Raw genomic sequence first — 16916 nt, forward strand, 5'->3', positions numbered from 1 at the left:
TCCGTGTTTCGGGGTGGGCCGGACCGCTGCGCGCGAGTCGGCCCGTGAATGGGGTATCCCCTGCTCCTCGTGAGCGTGGGGCAGGGCCGAGGAGGGCCGGGTGACGACCTATGACGATCGAGCGAGCCTCACAGATCTGACCACGACTGCGGAGCGGGTGCGCAGGTCGGTGGAGAGTGTGATCGAGGGCAAGCCTGAGGTCGTACGGCTTTCGCTGACCGTACTGCTGGCCGAGGGGCATCTGCTCATCGAGGACGTCCCCGGAGTCGGCAAGACGATGCTGGCCAAGGCGCTGGCGCGGTCCATCGACTGCTCGGTACGGCGCATTCAGTTCACGCCGGACCTGCTGCCTTCGGACATCACCGGCGTGTCCATATTCGATCAGCAGCGGCGTGACTTCGAATTCAAACCGGGCGCGATCTTCGCCCAGATCGTGATCGGCGACGAGATCAACCGCGCCTCGCCGAAGACCCAGTCGGCGCTGCTGGAGTCCATGGAGGAGCGCCAGGTCACCATCGACGGGCACAGCTACGAGCTGCCCGACCCGTTCATGGTGGTGGCCACCCAGAACCCGGTGGAGATGGAGGGCACCTATCCGCTGCCCGAGGCCCAGCGCGACCGGTTCATGGCGCGGGTGTCGATCGGCTATCCGAGTGCCGACGCCGAGCTGCGGATGCTCGACGTGCACGGCGGTCTCCCACCGCTCGACGACCTCCAGCCGGTGGCGCACGCGCACGACATCGTCAAGCTGATCGACGCGGTGCGGACGGTCCATGTGGCCGACGCCGTACGGCGGTACGCGGTGGAGCTCGTCGGGGCCACCCGCAGCCATCCCGATCTCCGGCTCGGCGCCTCGCCCCGGGCCACCCTGCATCTGCTGCGCGCGGCGAAGGCCTCCGCGGCGCTGAGCGGCCGGGACTACTGCCTGCCGGACGATGTGCAGGCACTGGCGGTCGCGGTGCTCGCGCACCGGCTGCTGCCGACGGCACAGGCCCAGCTGAACCGCCGTACCGCCGAGCAGGTCGTGCTGGAGATCCTCCAGCAGACACCGGTTCCGACCGCGAGCGGTGGCGTCACCCAGGTCCGTCCCCAGCACCAGCCGGGCCGTGCGGCGTACGGCCGGCAGCAGCCCGGCGCACGGCGGGTGTGATGGCCGCCGGGGGGCCGGCCGCGATGGACGACGGCGACGAGAAGGGCGGTCTGCGGACCGCTCTGAGCGGGCTGACCACCCGTGGGCGGTCCTTTCTGGCTGCCGGTATCGCCGCGGCGATCTGCGCCTATGTGCTCGGACAGGCGGATCTGCTGCGGGTCGGGCTGTTGCTCGCCGCACTGCCGCTGGTCTGTGTGGTGGTGCTCGTCCGCACCCGCTACCGCGTCGCGGGCACCCGGCGGCTCGCGCCGTCCCGGGTCCCTGCGGGCACGGAGGCGCGGGTCCATCTGCGGATGGAGAACGTGTCGCGGATGCCCACCGGGCTGCTGATGCTCCAGGACCGGGTGCCCTATGTGCTCGGGCCGCGGCCCCGGTTCGTACTGGACCGGGTGGAGGCCGACGGCCGTCGCGAGGTGTCCTACCGGGTGCGGTCGGATCTGCGCGGGCGCTATCCGCTCGGGCCGTTGCAGCTGCGGCTGAGCGATCCGTTCGGGATGTGCGAGCTGACCCGTTCGTTCAGCGCGTACGACACCCTCGTCGTCATTCCGCGGACCGAGCCGTTGCCGCCGGTGCGGCTGGCCGGCGAGGCCTCGGGGTACGGCGAGGGACGGCAGCGTTCACTGGCACTGGCCGGTGACGACGACGTGATTCCGCGCGGCTACCGGCACGGCGACGACCTGCGCCGGGTCCACTGGCGCTCGACCGCGCGCTACGGCGAGCTGATGGTGCGCCGCGAGGAGCAGCCGCAGCGGGCCAGGTGCACGGTGCTGCTGGACACCCGGCTGATCGCCTACCAGGGGACGGGGCCCGATTCCGCCTTCGAGTGGGCGGTGTCCGGGGCCGCGTCCGCGCTGATGCACATGCTGGAGCGCGGCTTCGCCGTCCGGCTGCTGACCGACGACGGGAACGCGGTTCCGGGCGAGGGCGCGGGCGGTTTCACCGGGTCGACGCAGGAGTCCGCCGATTCGGCGGGTCTGATGCTGGACACCCTGGCGGTGGTCGACCACTCCGACGGCAGCGGTCTGTCGCGCGCGTACGAGGTGCTGCGCGGCGGCAACGAGGGTCTGCTGATCGCGTTCTTCGGTGATCTGGACGATGAGCAGGCTGCGGTGGCGGCGCGGATGCGGCAGCGCAGCGGTGGCGCCGTAGCGTTCGTCCTGGACAGCACGGCCTGGGCACAGGGCGATGTCCTGCCCGCGGGGGCAAAGGCGGCGGCCGAGCGGCGGCTGCGGCTGCTGCGGGAATCGGGCTGGACGGCTGTGGCGGTGGCGCCCGGGACCGGTCTCGCCCGCTACTGGCAGCAGGCGGGGCACCAGGACGTGGCGGCGCAGTCCGCCGTCGGTGGCGCGGCCGGCACGACAGGTTTCTCCGGGGGATGGTCATGAGCAGTCGTGGTCGGCTGACGCTGTGCGCCTTTGCGGCGACGCTGATGGCGGCGGCCTCGATGCTGCCGCTGGTCGAGCCGGCCGGGTGGATCCTGCAGGCCGCGTTCGTGCTGGCGGTCCAGAGCGGGACGGGTGCGCTCGTCCGCCGGGCGCCCGTACCCCGTGCGCTGGTCGTCGCTGCGCAGGCGCTGGTCACGCTGGTCCTGCTGACGGTGGTGTTCGCCAGGGAGCAGGCGCTGGCCGGTCTGCTGCCCGGCCCGGAGGCCGTCCAGCGGCTCGCGCACCTGCTGACGTCGGGCGCCGAGGACGTCGGCAGGTATGCCGCTCCGGCTCCCGTGACGGACGGCATCCGGCTGATGCTGATCGGCGGTGTGCTGCTGGTCGGGCTGGCCGTGGACGCACTCGCTGTGACGTTCCGCAGCGCGGCCCCGGCCGGGCTGCCGCTCCTCGCGCTCTACTCGGTGGCCGCGGGGCTGTCCGAGGGCGGGGCGGACTGGCTCTGGTTCCTGCTGGCGGCCGGTGGCTATCTGCTGCTTCTGCTGGCCGAGGGCCGGGACCGGCTCTCCCAGTGGGGGCGGGTCTTCAGCGGCGGGGCCGCCAGGTCCCCGGGAGGTCCGGCGGTCGGTGCGGTGTTTTCGAGCAGCCGGCCGACGGCCCCGGTCCGTACCGGGCGCCGCATCGGCGCGCTGGCGCTGGGTGTCTCGCTGCTCGTCCCGGCGGCCCTGCCGGCGCTCGACGGCGGAATGCTGATCGGTACGGGCGGCAGCGGGAGCGGCAAGGGTGGCGGCGGCACCATCTCCGCGGTGAACCCGCTGGTCTCGCTGCAGGACAACCTGAACCAGCCGGAGAACCGGCAGGTGATGTCCTACCGCACCAATGCCGGCGCCCCACAGGGCTTCTATCTGCGCATTCTGGCCCTGGACCAGTTCAACGGGAGCGAGTGGCGGCCCTCCACGCGCCGTCTGAAGGACGTGCCGAAGCGGCTCCCGGATCCGGCGGGCCTCGGCCCGGACGTGGCGGTCACGGAGATCAGGTCGAACATCTCCGCGTCCCGCTCCTACCAGCAGACCTATCTACCGCTCCCCTACCCGGCGACCGAGGTCAGGATCGACGGGCGCTGGCGGTACGAACCGGTGGGACGGACGCTCGTCGGTGACCGCGGGGAGACGACCCGCGGTGCGCAGTACCAGGTCACCAGTCTGGTGGTCGAGCCGACCGCCGAACAGCTCGCCGCGGCGGGCCCGGCTCCGGCCGCTCTGCGGCGCGAATACACCCGCGTCCCCGGCACCCTGCCGAAGGTGGTCGAGGAGACCGCGAACAGGGTGACCAAGGGCGCCGCCAACGACTACGAGCGGGCGGTGAAGCTGCAGGACTACTTCGCCTCGGACGGCGGCTTCAGCTACAACACCTCGGTGAACTCGGGCACCGGAAGCGCGGCGATCACCCGGTTCCTGAAGGACAGGCAGGGCTTCTGCGTCCACTTCTCCTTCGCGATGGCCGCGATGGCACGGACGCTGGGCATTCCGGCCCGGGTCGCGGTGGGCTTCACTCCCGGCACCGAGCAGTCGGACGGTTCGGTCTCGGTGGGGCTGCGCGATGCGCATGCCTGGCCCGAGCTCTATTTCCAGGGCGTCGGGTGGACCCGTTTCGAGCCGACCCCGACGCGGGGCAGCACTCCGGCGTACACCCAGCAGGACATCCCCGCGGGTGACACGAACGTCCCGGCCCAGCCGGAGAAGGGCTCCTCGGCGGCTCCCTCGGTCGCGCCGTCCGTCCCGGACAGCTGCCCGGCGCAGATGCGCAAGCAGGGCGAGTGCGGCAGCACGGCGGCACCGGGGGCGGCGGCGCCGACGGATTCCGGGACACCGACGAGCACCGTCGCCGGTCTGGTCCTGCTCGCCGTGGTGATCCTTGCGCTGCCTCTCCTGCCGCTGCTCTGGCGACTCCGGGCACGCCGGCGCAGGCTGAGTCTCTCCACCGGGCGCACGCCACCCACGGGGCAGGGCGCCACCGCCACCGACCTGGACCACGGCATCGCATCGGGCCGCACACCGGTGTACGCGACGACCGGAACGCTCGCGGCCTGGCAGGAGATCACCGACACGGCCTGGGACCACGGCATCGAGCCGGACGACTCCCGGACCCCGCGCAAGGCGGCGGCCCGGGTGGTGCGGCTGGGTCGGCTCGACCCCGATGCGGCGGCCGCGGTGCACCGGGTGGCCGGGGCGGTGGAGCAGGTCCTCTACGCCCCGGAGCCCCGGGCGAGCACCGGGCTGGCCGAGGACGTGGAGGCGGTACGAGCCGGTCTGCGGGCGTCTGCCGACCGGCTCACCCGGATCAGAGCGGTCGTGGCTCCGCGCTCGGCCGTTCGGGTGATCTGGGCGGCCTCGGACCGCTGGGCGGCGATCACCGGCCGGTGGACGGCGCTGTGGAGCCGGGACCGGTGGGCGGGATGGCCACGACGGCCGTCGCGCCAGCAGGGGTGACCGGGGCCGTGGTCCGCCACGGCCCGCCACCGGGCGCGGTCGCGGGCATGGTCTGCCTCCCGCCACCGGTCGCAGTCGTGGGCGTGGGTGCGGTCTGCGTCCCGCTACCGGTCGCGGGCGCGGGACGGCTCCGGTAGCTGTGCCGGCCCGGCCGACCGGCCGCCTTCGCCCCGCAGCGGGCGTTCATGCGGGCGGACCCGGGGCTCCCTCGGGTCTGTCCGCGCGAAGGCCCACGCGAAGGCCCGCGCGAAGACCCGCATGAACGCCCTCGCGGAAGGCCCGCCCTGAAGAAGTCAGGCCGACGGCCACCTGCGGTGGCCCGTCCCCGGCACACGTGAGGGGCGGCCGCGAAGACGCGGCCGCCCCTCACCCAAGTGTGTCCGAGGGTCTACTGACCCTGCTCGTCGCGGCGGCGCTGCCACCGCTGCTCGATGCGGTTCATCACGGTCCGGCGTTGCCTGGGCCGGCTGCGCTCGCCGCCGCCTCCGGCTGCCGGATGCTCGCCCGGTTTGGGCGCCTTGCGCCAACCAGTGACCGCAAGGACCGCGCAGCCCAGCATGACGAGAAAACCCACCACGCTGATCCAGATCTGCTGGGCGACCATTCCGGCCATGAGGAGCGCGATACCCACCAGGAAGCCTGCGACCGCCTGGTAGACCCGTCGCCGGGTGTACGTACGCAGCCCGCTTCCCTCGAGCGCTGTCGCGAACTTGGGATCTTCGGCGTACAGCGCTCGCTCCATTTGCTCGAGCATTCGCTGCTCGTGCTCCGAGAGCGGCACGGAGTCCTCCTCGTCGTCGGCCGCGGGGGGCGGCCGGTATGCGGCCCTTCCAGGATAGGCAGGGAATCGCCCCCGTGAAACCCGCCTTCTTGCCCATCAGCCAGTCCGGGCCGCCACAACGGCTCAGCTGCTGAGGCGTTGATTCCCCAACCTCCGATCCGTCATGCCGGATGGTGTCCCCCGATCATACGGGGCGGAGCCCCCGATCGGGGGGCCCGGTGCGTACTCCGTCTGCCGCTGCGTCGCTGATCAGCCGCGCTACGGCCGAGCAACCGCAGGACCGGACCGCGCTCAGGCGCGCTTCGTGCCCAGAACGTGCAGCTGCGTCGCGACCGAGTGGAAGGCGGGCAGTTCGGCCGCGGCGGACTCCAGCTTGAGCAGGGCCTCCATGGCACCGGGCTCCGTGTCCACCAGGACGCCCGGCACGAGGTCGGCGAAGACCCGTACACCGTGGACCGCCCCGACCTCGACGTCGGCCCCGGAGACCAGCTCGGTGAGCTGCTCCGCGGTGTAGCGCCGGGGCACCGGGTCGCCCTCTCCCCAGCGGCCCGCCGGGTCGCTGAGCGCCTGCCGGGCCTCGGTGAAGTGACCGGCGAGCGCCCGCGCCAGGACGGCACCGCCGAGCCCGGCGGCGAGCAGGCTGAGCGCACCGGACGGCCGGAGCGCCTCCACTGCGTTGCGCACGCCCTCGGCGGGGTCGTCGACGTACTCCAGGACGCCGTGGCACAGCACCGCGTCGTACCCCCCGCGCTCGACCACCTCGAACAGGCCGTGGATGTCGCCCTGGACACCGCGGACCCGGTCGGCGACCCCGGCCTCGGCCGCGCGGCGCTCCAGCGCGAAGAGCGCGTTGGGGCTGGGGTCGACGACGGTGACGCGGTGGCCGAGACGGGCGACCGGCACCGCGAAGTTGCCGGTGCCGCCGCCGGTGTCCAGGACGTCCAGGGCGTCCCTGCCGGTCGCCTTCACCCGGCGGTCGAGGGCGTCCTTGAGGACCTCCCAGACCACGGCGGTACGGAGGGAGGCGCGGGGGCGCAGCTGGTCCGACACGGCAGATGACTCCTCGGCACGGTGCCGCCTCTGACGGCGGAGCGTGAACGGTGCAGGTGGTACGAGCGATGCCCACCCTATTGCCTCGCGCCGCCGCCGCCCTCATCCCGCGTCGGGCCGCTCCCTCCTGGCCTGCGGGAGCACCGGCTGGAGGACCAGCAGCCGCTCGACCAGGCGCAGGAACATCGCCGCGTCACGCAGCAGGTCGTCGGCGTCCCGCCGACTGGCCGCACCTGGTATCCCGGCTTCCGCGCGGGCCCTGCGGCGGGCGCCGGAGGCGAACAGCGCGCTCCATTCGGTCAGCTCGGGGGCTATTTCGGGCAGGACCTCCCAGGCGCTGCGGATGCGCTCCCGGCGCCGCCTGGACGTCTCCGGGCGGCCCCGTGCGGCGAGCACCGCGGCCGCGGTGCGCAGCGCTGCGAGGTGGGCGGTGGCATACCGCTCGTTCGGCACATCGAGAACGGCGGCCTCGTCGAGGCCGGTGCGGGCCTGGGCGAGCAGATCGAGGGCGGCGGGCGGCGCCGTGGTGCGGCGCAGAACGGGGTGGACATCGCTTGCCGGGCCGGTCAGTGAGGGGGCAGGGCCGTCTGCGCGGCGCCGGGGTGCGGCTGCTGCGGACGAGTGGGCCATGACGAAACCTCCTGTCTCGTGTAACGGCTCCGTGGCCGTATGTATCCATCGTGAGGGGCACCACTGACAATCGACCCGAACCCCTCTCCGACCTGCGCTTTTGCTTCGTTCGCAAGTTCGGGCTACCTTTTTGAACTGACCGGTCAGTTCAAAACAAGGGGGAGGGCCTGTGGACAGCCCGCACGGGGCATCCGTCACCGCCGAGAATTTCGGCCTCAAGGGGCCGCGCGGCTGGGCCTTCCGAGGCCTGGGCGTCGATGCCGGACCCGGTTCGCTGGTGGCGATCGAGGGCCCGTCCGGCTCGGGCCGCACCTGCCTGCTGCTCGCTCTCACCGGCCGGATGCGCCCCACCGAGGGCCACGCGAAGGTCGGCGGGCTGCGTCTGCCGCGCAAGATGGCCGCCGTACGCCGCATCGCCGCACTGGGCCCGGTCCCCGGGGTCAGCGAGCTCGACCCGGCCTTCACCGTCGCCGAGCACCTGCGCGAGCGGGCCCTGCTGCAGCGCCGCTTCGACGGTTCGCTGCGCGCCCTGCTGCGCCCGCGCGCCGAGCGGGTCGCCACCGCCCAGGAACGGATCGACGCGGCGCTGGACGCCGCCGGACTCGACCCGGACACCCTGCCCAAGGCCGGGCGGACCTCCGTACGGGATCTGGAGCGGCTGGAGGCACTGCGGCTCTCCATCGCCCTCGCGCTGATCGGCAGCCCCCGACTGCTCGCGGTGGACGACACCGATCTCAAGCTCTCCGACGCCGAACGTGCCGAGGCCTGGGAGCTGTTGCGGTCCATCGCGGACAACGGCACGACCGTGCTGGCCGTCTGCAGTCAGGCGCCCGAGGAGGCGATCACCCTGCGTACGGACAGCACGGACGACACGGACGGCACGGACGGCGCGACCGCAGAGACCGCAGAGACCGCGGAGACCGCGGAGACCGCGGAGACCGCGGAGACCGCAGAGACCACGACCGGGGAATCCACGACCGAGGAAGGAACGGCCGATGCGTTCGCCGAGACTGGCCGCGCTTGAGCTCAAGCGTTTCGGCAGGGGAAAGCTGCCGCGCGCCGCACTGGTCGCGCTGCTGCTCCTGCCGCTGCTGTACGGCGCCCTGTACCTGTGGTCCTTCTGGGACCCGTACGGCCGCCTCGACAAGATCCCCGTCGCGCTGGTCAACAACGACAAGGGCGCCACCGCGTCGGGCAAGCGCATCGCGGCCGGCGACGAGATCACCGGCAAGCTCCTCGACTCCAAGGTCTTCGACTGGCACGAGGTGAGTTCCGCCGAGGCCGACAAGGGTGTCGAGGACGGGACGTACTACCTCTCGCTCACCATGCCGTCGGACTTCAGCAAGCGGATCGCGTCCAGTTCGGGCGACTCCCCCGAGACCGGCGCCCTCCAGGTGCGGACCAACGACGCCAACAACTACATCGTCGGGCAGATCTCCCGGACGGTGTTCTCCGAGGTGCGCACCGCCGCGTCGACCAACGCCTCGCGCGGCTTCTACGACCGGATCTTCATCAACTTCTCCGACCTCCACGACGCGACGGCGAAGGCCGCCAAGGGGGCCGACGATCTCAAGGGCGGCATCGGCAAGGCCAAGAAGGGGTCGCAGGATCTCGCGGACGGCCTGAAGAACGCCAAGGACGGCAGCGGCAGGCTGGCCGGCGGGATCGTCAAGCTGGACAAGGGCGCGGGCGACCTCGAAACCGGTTCCCGGCAGGTGGCCGACGGCACTCAGCAGCTCGCCGACAAGGTGAACGGGGTGGCAGCCGATGTCCGTCCGTTCCTGAAGGACAACGGCAAGTCGATCGGCGACACCGCCCGGCTGGTCTCCGACTCCTCGAAGACCGTGCGGGACAACCTCGACCTGCTGGTGAAGGCGGCGCCCACCGCGGCCACCGCCGCCCACACGGCCTCCGACGACCTGGCCGAGATCTACCGCACCAGTTGCACGGACGAGCCGGTGCCCGACTCCACCGTCTGCCCGCCGCTGAAGCGCGCCAAGACCGCGGCGGCCGACGTCGCCGCTGTCGCCGACGATGTGAACGTGCTGGTCACGAACCAGAACGGTGATCTGAAGAAGCTGCGCACCCAGCTGACCACGCTTCAGCGGCAGGCCGATGACCTGGCCGAGCACGCGCCGCATCTGGACGAGGACCTGGAGTCCGCCGTCAAGAAGGTCAACGCGCTCAACACCGGTGCCCACAAGGTCGCGAAGGGAGCCGACGATCTGCACACCGGCCTGGCCACCGCCAGGACCGGCTCCGCCGACCTGGACACCGGCGTGAGCGATCTCAAGAAGGGCGCGACCAACCTGGACAGCGGGCTGATCCGGCTCGGCGACGGCTCGACCACCCTCGCCCAGGGGCTCAACGAAGGCGTCGGCCAGATCCCCGACTACGACAAGAAGGACCGCGACGCCCGCACGGGAGTCATGGCCGACCCGGTGCAGCTGGCCTCCCAGTCGCTGCACGCGGCCCCCAACTACGGCACCGGTTTCGCGCCCTACTTCATCCCGCTCTCCCTCTGGGTCGGCGCGATGGTGGCCTACATGCTGATCCAGCCGCTCAACCGGCGCGCGCTCGCCGCCGGGGCCTCCGCCTGGCGGATCGCCTTCGCGGGCTGGCTGCCGGTGGCCGCGATCGGTCTGCTCCAGGTGGCCGCCCTGATGTCCGTACTGCACTGGGGGCTCGGTCTGCAGATGGCCCGCGCCGCCGGAACGGTCGGCTTCCTGGCGCTGGTTACCTGCTGCTTCGCGGCGATCGTGCAGTGGCTGAACGCCCGGTTCGGAGCCGCGGGACGGATCCTTGTACTGGCTGTGCTGATGCTCCAGCTGACCTCGGCCGGGGGAACCTATCCCGTCCAGACCAGCCCCGGATTCTTCAACGCGATCCACCCCTACCTGCCGATGAGCTACATCGTCGAGGGGCTGCGCCGGCTGATCACGGGCGGCGGCCTGGGCCCGGTCTGGCAGGGCAGCGCGGTGCTGCTGGCCTTCACGGCGGGGGCACTCGCCCTGACCGCGGTCGCCGCACGCCGCAAGCAGGTGTGGACCCTGGACCGGCTCCACCCGGAGCTGAGCCTGTGAGCACGCCGGAACCTGTGAGAATCGGGGGCATGGAAAGCAGTAGCACCACGCGTCGCCGGGCCACCCGGCAGAAGCTCTACGAAGCGGCCGTGACCCTCATCGCCGAGAAGGGCTTCTCGGCGACCACGGTGGACGAGATCGCCGAGCGCGCCGGGGTCGCCAAGGGCACGGTCTACTACAACTTCAAGAGCAAGACCGAGCTCTTCGAGGAGCTGCTGCGCCACGGCGTCGGACTGCTCACGGCCTCGCTGCGCTCCGCGGCCGAGGAGACCGAGGAGCGCGGCGGCACCCGGGTCGAGGCCCTGGACGCGATGATCCGGGCCGGTCTGGTCTTCATCGACCGCTATCCGGCCTTCACCCAGCTGTACGTCGCGGAGCTGTGGCGCACCAACCGTGCCTGGCAGGGGACCCTCCTGGTGGTACGTCAGGAAGCCGTCGCGGTGGTGGAGGAGGTGCTGCGCGGGGGTGTGGGCAACGGTGAGCTGAGCGAGGAGATCGACATCCCGCTGACGGCCGCCGCGCTGGTCGGCATGGTGCTGGTGGCGGCCCTGGACTGGCAGGCGTTCCAGCCGGAGCGTTCGATCGACGATGTGCACTCGGCGCTGTCGCTGCTCCTGCACGGGCGGGTCAGCGGGCGCTGATCCGCCCGGCCGGGTGCGTGGCCGCACGGAAAAGACGCCGGTCCGGTGAGGCTCGATCCCCCCGAGCCTGCGCCGGACCGGCGTCTTCCGTACTGCCGGAGAGCCTTCCCCCGTGACCTTCGTTCCCCCGTGGTCCCCGGGCTCTCCTTCGTGCTCCCCCGTTTTGGAAGGAACGCCGCGACCGTTCCGCCGCCCCGTGTCGGCGGTGCCGGAGCCGCGCCCTCTCCGTGCGTTCCACTCTCCCGTCCGCACAGGTGGGAGCCCATCCGCGCATCTACTCATCTCGTCGCCTAGGTACGGATACTCAGAGCTGCGTGCCGAACCCACCCCGGGCGTTGCGCCATCTGGCCTACGATCTCGTCCGTGTCCGTACTTCCCCTGGTGTTCACGAGCGGCTGGGCGAGCGGGATCAACGCCTACGCGGTGGTCCTGCTGCTCGGTGTCTTCGGCGCGACCGGTCTGACCGACGAGGTGCCAGCGTCGCTGCAACGCACCGACGTCCTCGTGGTGGCCGGCGTTCTCTTCCTGTGCGAGGTGGTGGCCGACAAGATCCCGTACATGGACTCGGTCTGGGACTCGGTGCACACCGTCATCAGACCGGTCGCCGGTGCCGTCGTGGCCGCGCTGCTGGCCGGCGAGAGCGGTTCGCTGCCGCAGCTCGCCGCCGCGGCGGTGGGCGGTTCCACCGCGCTGATGAGCCATCTGGTGAAGGCGGGCACCAGAATGGCCGTCAACTCCTCCCCCGAGCCGTTCAGCAATGTCGCCGTGAGCATCGCGGAGGACCTGGGCGTCGCCGGGATCGTCACCTTCGCGATATTCCATCCGGTGGTGGCCGCGGTCATCGCGGGGACGCTGCTGCTGCTGGGCATCGTGATACTGGCCTTCCTGGCCTCCAGAATCCGTCGGTATCTGCGCCGCAGGGCTCAGCGGCGGGAGGAGAAACGCCTGGCCGGGAAGGGTTCGCACTGGCCGCCGGACTGACTGTCGGTGGCGGCCGTTAAGGTCACTGACATGGCACGTATTGCGGTGATCGGCGCCGGGATGGGCGCGATGGCGGCGGCCGCCCGGCTTGCCGTGGCAGGCCACCGGGTGACGGTGTACGAGCGGTCGGAGACCTTCGGCGGTTCGGTCGGCCGGCATGCCCATGAGGGCTTCGCCTTCGACACCGGCCCGACGCTGCTGCATCTGCCCGCCGTCTACCGCGACTTGTTCGTGAAGACCGGCAAGGAGCCGCTGGAGCGGTGCGTCACCATGACCCAGGTCGATCCGGCGAGCCGTCATCTGTTCGCCGACGGCACGGCGGTCTCGCTGCCGAACGCCTCACGGGCCGGGGTCGTCTCCGCGCTGGACGGTGCACTCGGTGGCGGCGCCGGCGCGGCCTGGGGCGAGTTCCTGGACCGGGCGCGCGACGCCTGGGACCGGTCCCGGCGTCCGCTCCTGGAGGAGCCGTTGCGTCCCGACCGGCAGGTGCTCGGCCGTGATCCGTATCCGGCGCTCCGCCGGCGCCGCCTGCTGCGCTCCGACCGACAGGCGGGCACGGTCGCGGAGGTCGGCGCGTGGGAGCTGGCGGACCCCCGGCTGGCCGCGCTCCTCGACGGGTACGCCCTGTCGTACGGGCTCGATCCGCTGCGCGCCCCGGCGGCAGCCGCCCTGCTGCCGTACATGGAGGAGACGTTCGGCAGCTGGTACGTCGCCGGTGGGATGCGGGCCCTGGCGCAGGCGGTGTACGAGCGGTGCCTGGCCCGGAAGGTGGAGTTCGTCTTCGGCGCCGAGGTGGCCCGGGTCGTCGAGAAGGACGGCCGGGCGGCGGGCGTCGAGCTGATGGACGGTACGGTCGCCGAGGCCGGCCATGTGGTGCTGGGGGCCCGGCCGTGGCCGGGGCTGGTGCCCGGTCAGGAGCTGTGGCAGGACGGCGACGTGGCGGTGCGGCCCCGGCCCGGAGAAGGGGTGGTGCCGGGCCGGTTCCTGGTTCTGCTCTCGTTGCGCGGCGCCCGGCCCGCGGATGCCGTGCACCGGACGCTGGTGCATCCCGAGGACGGCGCGGCGGAGCGCGCGGCGGTGTTCGGCGGAAGGCTCGCCGAGCGCCCCACGGTGACGGTGCTGCGCCCGGACGACCCGTCGACCCGCCCCGACGACGCGCACGAGGCGGTGACGCTGATGGCGACGGTCGCCCCGCACGGCGCGGTGGACTGGACGGACCCTGCGGCGCGCGAGCGGTGCGCCGATGCGCTGATCGAGGCGGCGGCCGCGGCCGTGCCCGGGATACGGGAGCGGCTGCTCCATGCCGAGGTGCGGACGCCGGCCGAGACCGCTGCCGACACCGGCGCCGAGGGCGGTTCGGTGCCCGCGCCCGCGCTGGCCGGGGCGGGCGGCGCGTATCTTCACCCGGGCAATCGCACCCGGCTGCCGGGGCTCTACGCCGCGGGCGGCTGGGCGCACCCGGGCGGCGGGCTCGCCCACGCGGGCATGTCGGGAGCGCTGGTCGCCGGGCTGATCGTGGAGGGTGACGGCTTCCGCGGCTCCCAGTGACCGGGAGAGCCGTCTGCCGGGCCCGTCGGCGATCGGGCCGCCCGCCCCGTCGTCAGTAGCGGTACTGCTGCTCGTCGTAGCCGTTGCCGTTGTTGTAGCCGTTCGGGAACGGGGCGGGCTGCGCGGGCTGTTCCGGCGGTGTGACCGGGTACTGCTCTCCCTCGCGCTGCTGAGGCACCCAGACGCCGCCGGGCGGGGTCTCGGGAGCGTGCTGCTGGGCGTACGGGTCGGGGTCGTACTGCTGCCGGCCACCGAAGCTGTCGTAGCCGTTGCCGTAGCTGTCGTACGCCTCGTACTGCGCGGGACCGCCGTTGGTGCCGGTCCCGATGTACGGGTCGGAGTACGCGGCGTACTGCTGCCGCTCGGTGCCGTAGTCGTACTGCCCGGCGAGCGGGTCCTGACCGGCGTACGGGTCCTGGCCCTCCGCCCCGTACGCGGCGGAGGCAGGGGCGGGGGTGGTGTACGGGTCGTACGCGGCGTACTGCGGCTGGGGCTGCCCCTCCTGGCCCGGCCCCTGCTGCGACCGGTGGTGGTCGGAGTAGACGCCGTACTGCCCGGTGTCGTCCGGCAGCGGCTCGGGTTCGTAGACCGCGGTCGCCGGAGCCTCGGCGTCCGCGCGCTGCGGGGCCTGCCCGTCGTACGCCGTCTCCACGTCCGACACCTGGAGCGTGGGCCCGCGGCCCTCCCGGTCGCCGCCGCCCCGGCGACGACGGCTCGCGCCGGGCCTGCCACCTATGGCCCAGCCTGTGGAGAAGCCGCGCCGGAAGGAGAGCGTGACGTATGTCTGGCCGGTCGCGAAGGCGATCGTGCCGAGGACGATGACGAACACCGACGGGATCAGCACGCCGACGACCACGCAGCCGAAGCCCCCGAAGGCGAGCAGTCTCCAGCGAAGGCGCGCCTTGTACTGCAGGAGCACCTCGCCGAGCAGCCACAGCGCGACGATTCCGAACGCGATGTAGAGGACCGTCCAGCCCATGCCCGCCCCCTTCTACGGCCACCGCCCCGGATCGCGGCGGGTACGGCCGGTCACGACTGCTTGTGCAGTCCGAGATTCTCGTAGATTTCGAGCGTCGCCGTCGAGTTGTTGAGCGTAATGAAGTGCAATCCGGGCACACCCTCGGATCGCAGCCTCGCGCAGAACTGCGTTGCGAAGTCGATGCCAATGGAGCGTACAGCGGCGGGATCGTCCTTGGCGGCGAGGATGCGTTCTTTCAGGGACGAGGGGAAAGACGCGTTGCTGAGCTGCGCAAACCTGTCCAGCTGTTTGACGCTGGTCAGCGGCATGACCTCGGGAATGATCGGGGTTTCGCAACCCGCAGCGACCACACGGTCACGCATACGCAAATAGTCCTCCGGATTGAAGAACATCTGGGTGATCGCATAGTCGGCACCGGCGCGGCACTTGTCCACGAAATGCCGGATGTCGGTGTCCCAGTCGGTCGAGCGCGGGTGCATCTGGGGAAATGCCGCGACGCCGACGCAGAAATCGCCGGATTCCTTGATGAGCCGGACGAGATCGGCCGCGTACCGCACGCCCTGCGGATGCTCGATCCACTCGCCCATCGGGTCGCCCGGCGGGTCTCCGCGCACGGCGAGGATGTTCCGGATCCCGGCGTCCGCGTACTGCCCGATCATGTTGCGCAGCTCGGCGACGGAGTGGTTGACCGCCGTGAGGTGGGCGACCGGAGTGAGGGTGGAATCGGCCGCGATCTGCTCGGTGGCCTTCACCGTCCCGGTCCGGGTGGAGCCACCGGCCCCGTAGGTCACGGAGACGAAACTCGGCCGCACCGCCTCGACCCGGCGCAGCGCGTTCCAGAGGTTCCGCTCGCCCTTCTCGGTCTTGGGCGCCCAGAACTCGAACGAGTACGAGGTCTTGCCGGTCGCGAGGAGCTCACGCACCGTGCGTGCGTGATCTGTCCTGGTGGATGGTGTGCCAAGGGCCATATGGGCAGGTTAACCAGAGCACGACGACCGAAGGACCGGACCAGCGCGAATTGCCCGAATTGACTGGTTGTTTGTCCATCCTTCGGACACTTGGCCTGATCACGCCGTGGCGCGCGCCCGGATCCTCCCGGCCAGCTCGGCGGTGGCGGCGGCCGGGTCGGTGGCCTCGGTGATCGCCCTTACGACGACGACCCGGCGGGCTCCGGCGTCCAGCACCTCGTCGAGATTGCCGGCGTCGATCCCGCCGATGGCGAACCAGGGGCGCGGCTGGTCGAGCGAGGCGGCGTACCGCACCAGGTCCAGGCCCGGGGCGTGCCGGCCGGGCTTGGTCGGGGTGGGCCAGCAGGGGCCGGTGCAGAAGTAGTCCACGCCGGGCTCGGCGACGGCCGCGTCGACCTCGGACCCGGCGTGCGTGGAGCGGCCGATCAGCACGTCCTCGCCGAGTACGGCTCGGGCTGCGGGCACCGGCAGGTCGCCCTGGCCGAGGTGCAGCACGTGGGAGCCGATGGCATGGGCGACATCGGCCCGGTCGTTCACCGCGAGGAGCTTGCCGTGGCGCCGGCAGGCCTCGGCGAGGACGGCCAGGTGGTCGAGCTCCTCGGCCGCCTCCATGCCCTTGTCGCGGAGCTGGACGATGTCCACCCCGGAGGCGAGGACGGCGTCGAGGAACTCGGGGAGGTCGCCCTGGCGCCTGCGGGCGTCCGTGCACAGATAGAGCCGGGCATCGGACAGCAGCGCGCGAGGCGTGGGCATGGTGCGGTTCCCCCCTGGGAGAGCAACGTGGAGCGGTTGTCGCCGGGCGGTGCGGGGGCGCGGGCCGCGCGGTGTCGCGCGGCCCGCCCCTCACATACGGCCGGCGGTCAGACGGCGAGCGCCTGGGCGCGGCGCTTCACCTCCGTGCCACGATTCTCGCTCAGTGCCTGGGCGGGGGTGCCCGGCAGGCTCGGGTCGGGGGTGAAGAGCCACTCCAGCATCTCTTCGTCGTTGTAGCCGTCGTCCCTCAGGAGCGTCAGGGTGCCGGAGAGGCCCTTGACCACCTTGTTGCCGTCGATGAAGGCAGCAGGCACCTGAAGTGTCCGGTTCTCACCACGTCGTACGGCGATCAGCTGGCTCTCCTTGACCAGCTGCCGCACGCGCGTCACCTCGACATCGAGCATTTCGGCGATGTCGGGCAGGTGGAGCCAGGCGGGGACGAGAGCATCGATCTTTGCGTCAATCTCGGTCACAGGGACAA

Annotated in this window: 15 protein-coding genes; 8 read left to right on the plus strand and 7 right to left on the minus strand. The window is 71.9% G+C overall.

What is annotated here, in order from left to right:
• The first annotated feature begins 100 nt into the window (after positions 1-100).
• From ACFV8T_RS12985 to ACFV8T_RS12995, 3 genes are read left to right on the plus strand one after another with little or no spacing between them, the layout of a single operon-like run.
• A complete protein-coding gene (locus ACFV8T_RS12985) occupies positions 101-1150 on the plus strand; it encodes an AAA family ATPase (protein ID WP_385327007.1) in 1050 nt (349 codons plus the stop codon).
• Complete coding sequence (locus tag ACFV8T_RS12990; protein WP_385327009.1) at positions 1150-2535, plus strand: DUF58 domain-containing protein; 1386 nt, start codon at positions 1150-1152, stop codon at positions 2533-2535. Before ACFV8T_RS12985 ends, ACFV8T_RS12990 begins: the two co-directional genes overlap by 1 nt.
• Positions 2532-5021, plus strand: a complete 2490-nt coding sequence (locus tag ACFV8T_RS12995; protein WP_385327011.1) for a DUF3488 and DUF4129 domain-containing transglutaminase family protein — start codon at positions 2532-2534, stop codon at positions 5019-5021. Before ACFV8T_RS12990 ends, ACFV8T_RS12995 begins: the two co-directional genes overlap by 4 nt.
• 388 nt (positions 5022-5409) lie before the next feature.
• Here the strand turns inward: ACFV8T_RS12995 and ACFV8T_RS13000 are convergent, their stop codons facing one another.
• The 3 genes from ACFV8T_RS13000 to ACFV8T_RS13010 all read right to left on the minus strand — a co-directional run bounded on the left by ACFV8T_RS13000 (position 5410) and on the right by ACFV8T_RS13010 (position 7482).
• Positions 5410-5802 carry a DUF3040 domain-containing protein gene (locus ACFV8T_RS13000; protein WP_266420430.1) on the minus strand — a complete coding sequence of 131 codons (393 nt, stop codon included), beginning with the start codon at positions 5800-5802 and terminating at the stop codon, positions 5410-5412.
• A gap of 291 nt (positions 5803-6093) precedes the next feature.
• The gene (locus tag ACFV8T_RS13005) at positions 6094-6852 is read right to left on the minus strand and encodes a bifunctional 2-polyprenyl-6-hydroxyphenol methylase/3-demethylubiquinol 3-O-methyltransferase UbiG (RefSeq protein ID WP_266420428.1); all 759 of its coding nucleotides are present in this window, start codon (positions 6850-6852) and stop codon (positions 6094-6096) included.
• 102 nt (positions 6853-6954) lie between these two features.
• Positions 6955-7482, minus strand: a complete 528-nt coding sequence (locus tag ACFV8T_RS13010) for an SAV_6107 family HEPN domain-containing protein (protein WP_385327015.1) — start codon at positions 7480-7482, stop codon at positions 6955-6957.
• Between the two features lie 169 nt (positions 7483-7651).
• Here ACFV8T_RS13010 and ACFV8T_RS13015 point away from each other — a divergent pair, with 169 nt between their 5' ends.
• From ACFV8T_RS13015 to ACFV8T_RS13035, 5 genes are all read left to right on the plus strand, one after another.
• On the plus strand, positions 7652-8506 hold the full coding sequence (locus tag ACFV8T_RS13015; RefSeq protein WP_385327017.1) for an ATP-binding cassette domain-containing protein: 855 nt from the start codon (positions 7652-7654) through the stop codon (positions 8504-8506).
• Positions 8478-10565 carry a YhgE/Pip family protein gene (locus ACFV8T_RS13020; RefSeq protein ID WP_385327019.1) on the plus strand — a complete coding sequence of 696 codons (2088 nt, stop codon included), beginning with the start codon at positions 8478-8480 and terminating at the stop codon, positions 10563-10565. The genes ACFV8T_RS13015 and ACFV8T_RS13020 overlap by 29 nt, the downstream gene beginning before the upstream one ends.
• 29 nt (positions 10566-10594) lie before the next feature.
• On the plus strand, positions 10595-11206 hold the full coding sequence (locus ACFV8T_RS13025; RefSeq protein WP_385327020.1) for a TetR/AcrR family transcriptional regulator: 612 nt from the start codon (positions 10595-10597) through the stop codon (positions 11204-11206).
• A 363-nt stretch (positions 11207-11569) separates the two neighbouring features.
• Positions 11570-12187: a DUF4126 domain-containing protein gene (locus ACFV8T_RS13030; protein ID WP_385327021.1), complete on the plus strand. Its 618-nt coding sequence runs from the start codon at positions 11570-11572 to the stop codon at positions 12185-12187.
• A gap of 30 nt (positions 12188-12217) precedes the next feature.
• Entirely contained in the window at positions 12218-13735 is a 1518-nt protein-coding gene (locus ACFV8T_RS13035) for a phytoene desaturase family protein (RefSeq protein ID WP_385327023.1), read from the plus strand.
• 52 nt (positions 13736-13787) lie between these two features.
• Here ACFV8T_RS13035 and ACFV8T_RS13040 read toward each other — a convergent pair whose 3' ends face one another.
• The 4 genes from ACFV8T_RS13040 to ACFV8T_RS13055 all read right to left on the minus strand — a co-directional run bounded on the left by ACFV8T_RS13040 (position 13788) and on the right by ACFV8T_RS13055 (position 16908).
• Positions 13788-14714 carry a hypothetical protein gene (locus ACFV8T_RS13040; protein WP_385327025.1) on the minus strand — a complete coding sequence of 309 codons (927 nt, stop codon included), beginning with the start codon at positions 14712-14714 and terminating at the stop codon, positions 13788-13790.
• Positions 14715-14764: 50 nt separating this feature from the next.
• Positions 14765-15682, minus strand: a complete 918-nt coding sequence (metF, locus tag ACFV8T_RS13045) for a methylenetetrahydrofolate reductase [NAD(P)H] (protein WP_385327027.1) — start codon at positions 15680-15682, stop codon at positions 14765-14767.
• 99 nt (positions 15683-15781) lie between these two features.
• Positions 15782-16435, minus strand: coding sequence for a thiamine phosphate synthase (gene thiE, locus ACFV8T_RS13050; RefSeq protein WP_385327028.1), 654 nt, complete (start codon positions 16433-16435; stop codon positions 15782-15784).
• Between the two features lie 107 nt (positions 16436-16542).
• The gene (locus ACFV8T_RS13055) at positions 16543-16908 is read right to left on the minus strand and encodes an Rv2175c family DNA-binding protein (RefSeq protein ID WP_385327030.1); all 366 of its coding nucleotides are present in this window, start codon (positions 16906-16908) and stop codon (positions 16543-16545) included.
• Positions 16909-16916 lie beyond the last annotated feature (8 nt).

The sequence above is a fragment of the Streptomyces sp. NPDC059832 genome (assembly GCF_042731715.1).
In the GTDB taxonomy this organism is placed as follows: domain Bacteria; phylum Actinomycetota; class Actinomycetes; order Streptomycetales; family Streptomycetaceae; genus Streptomyces.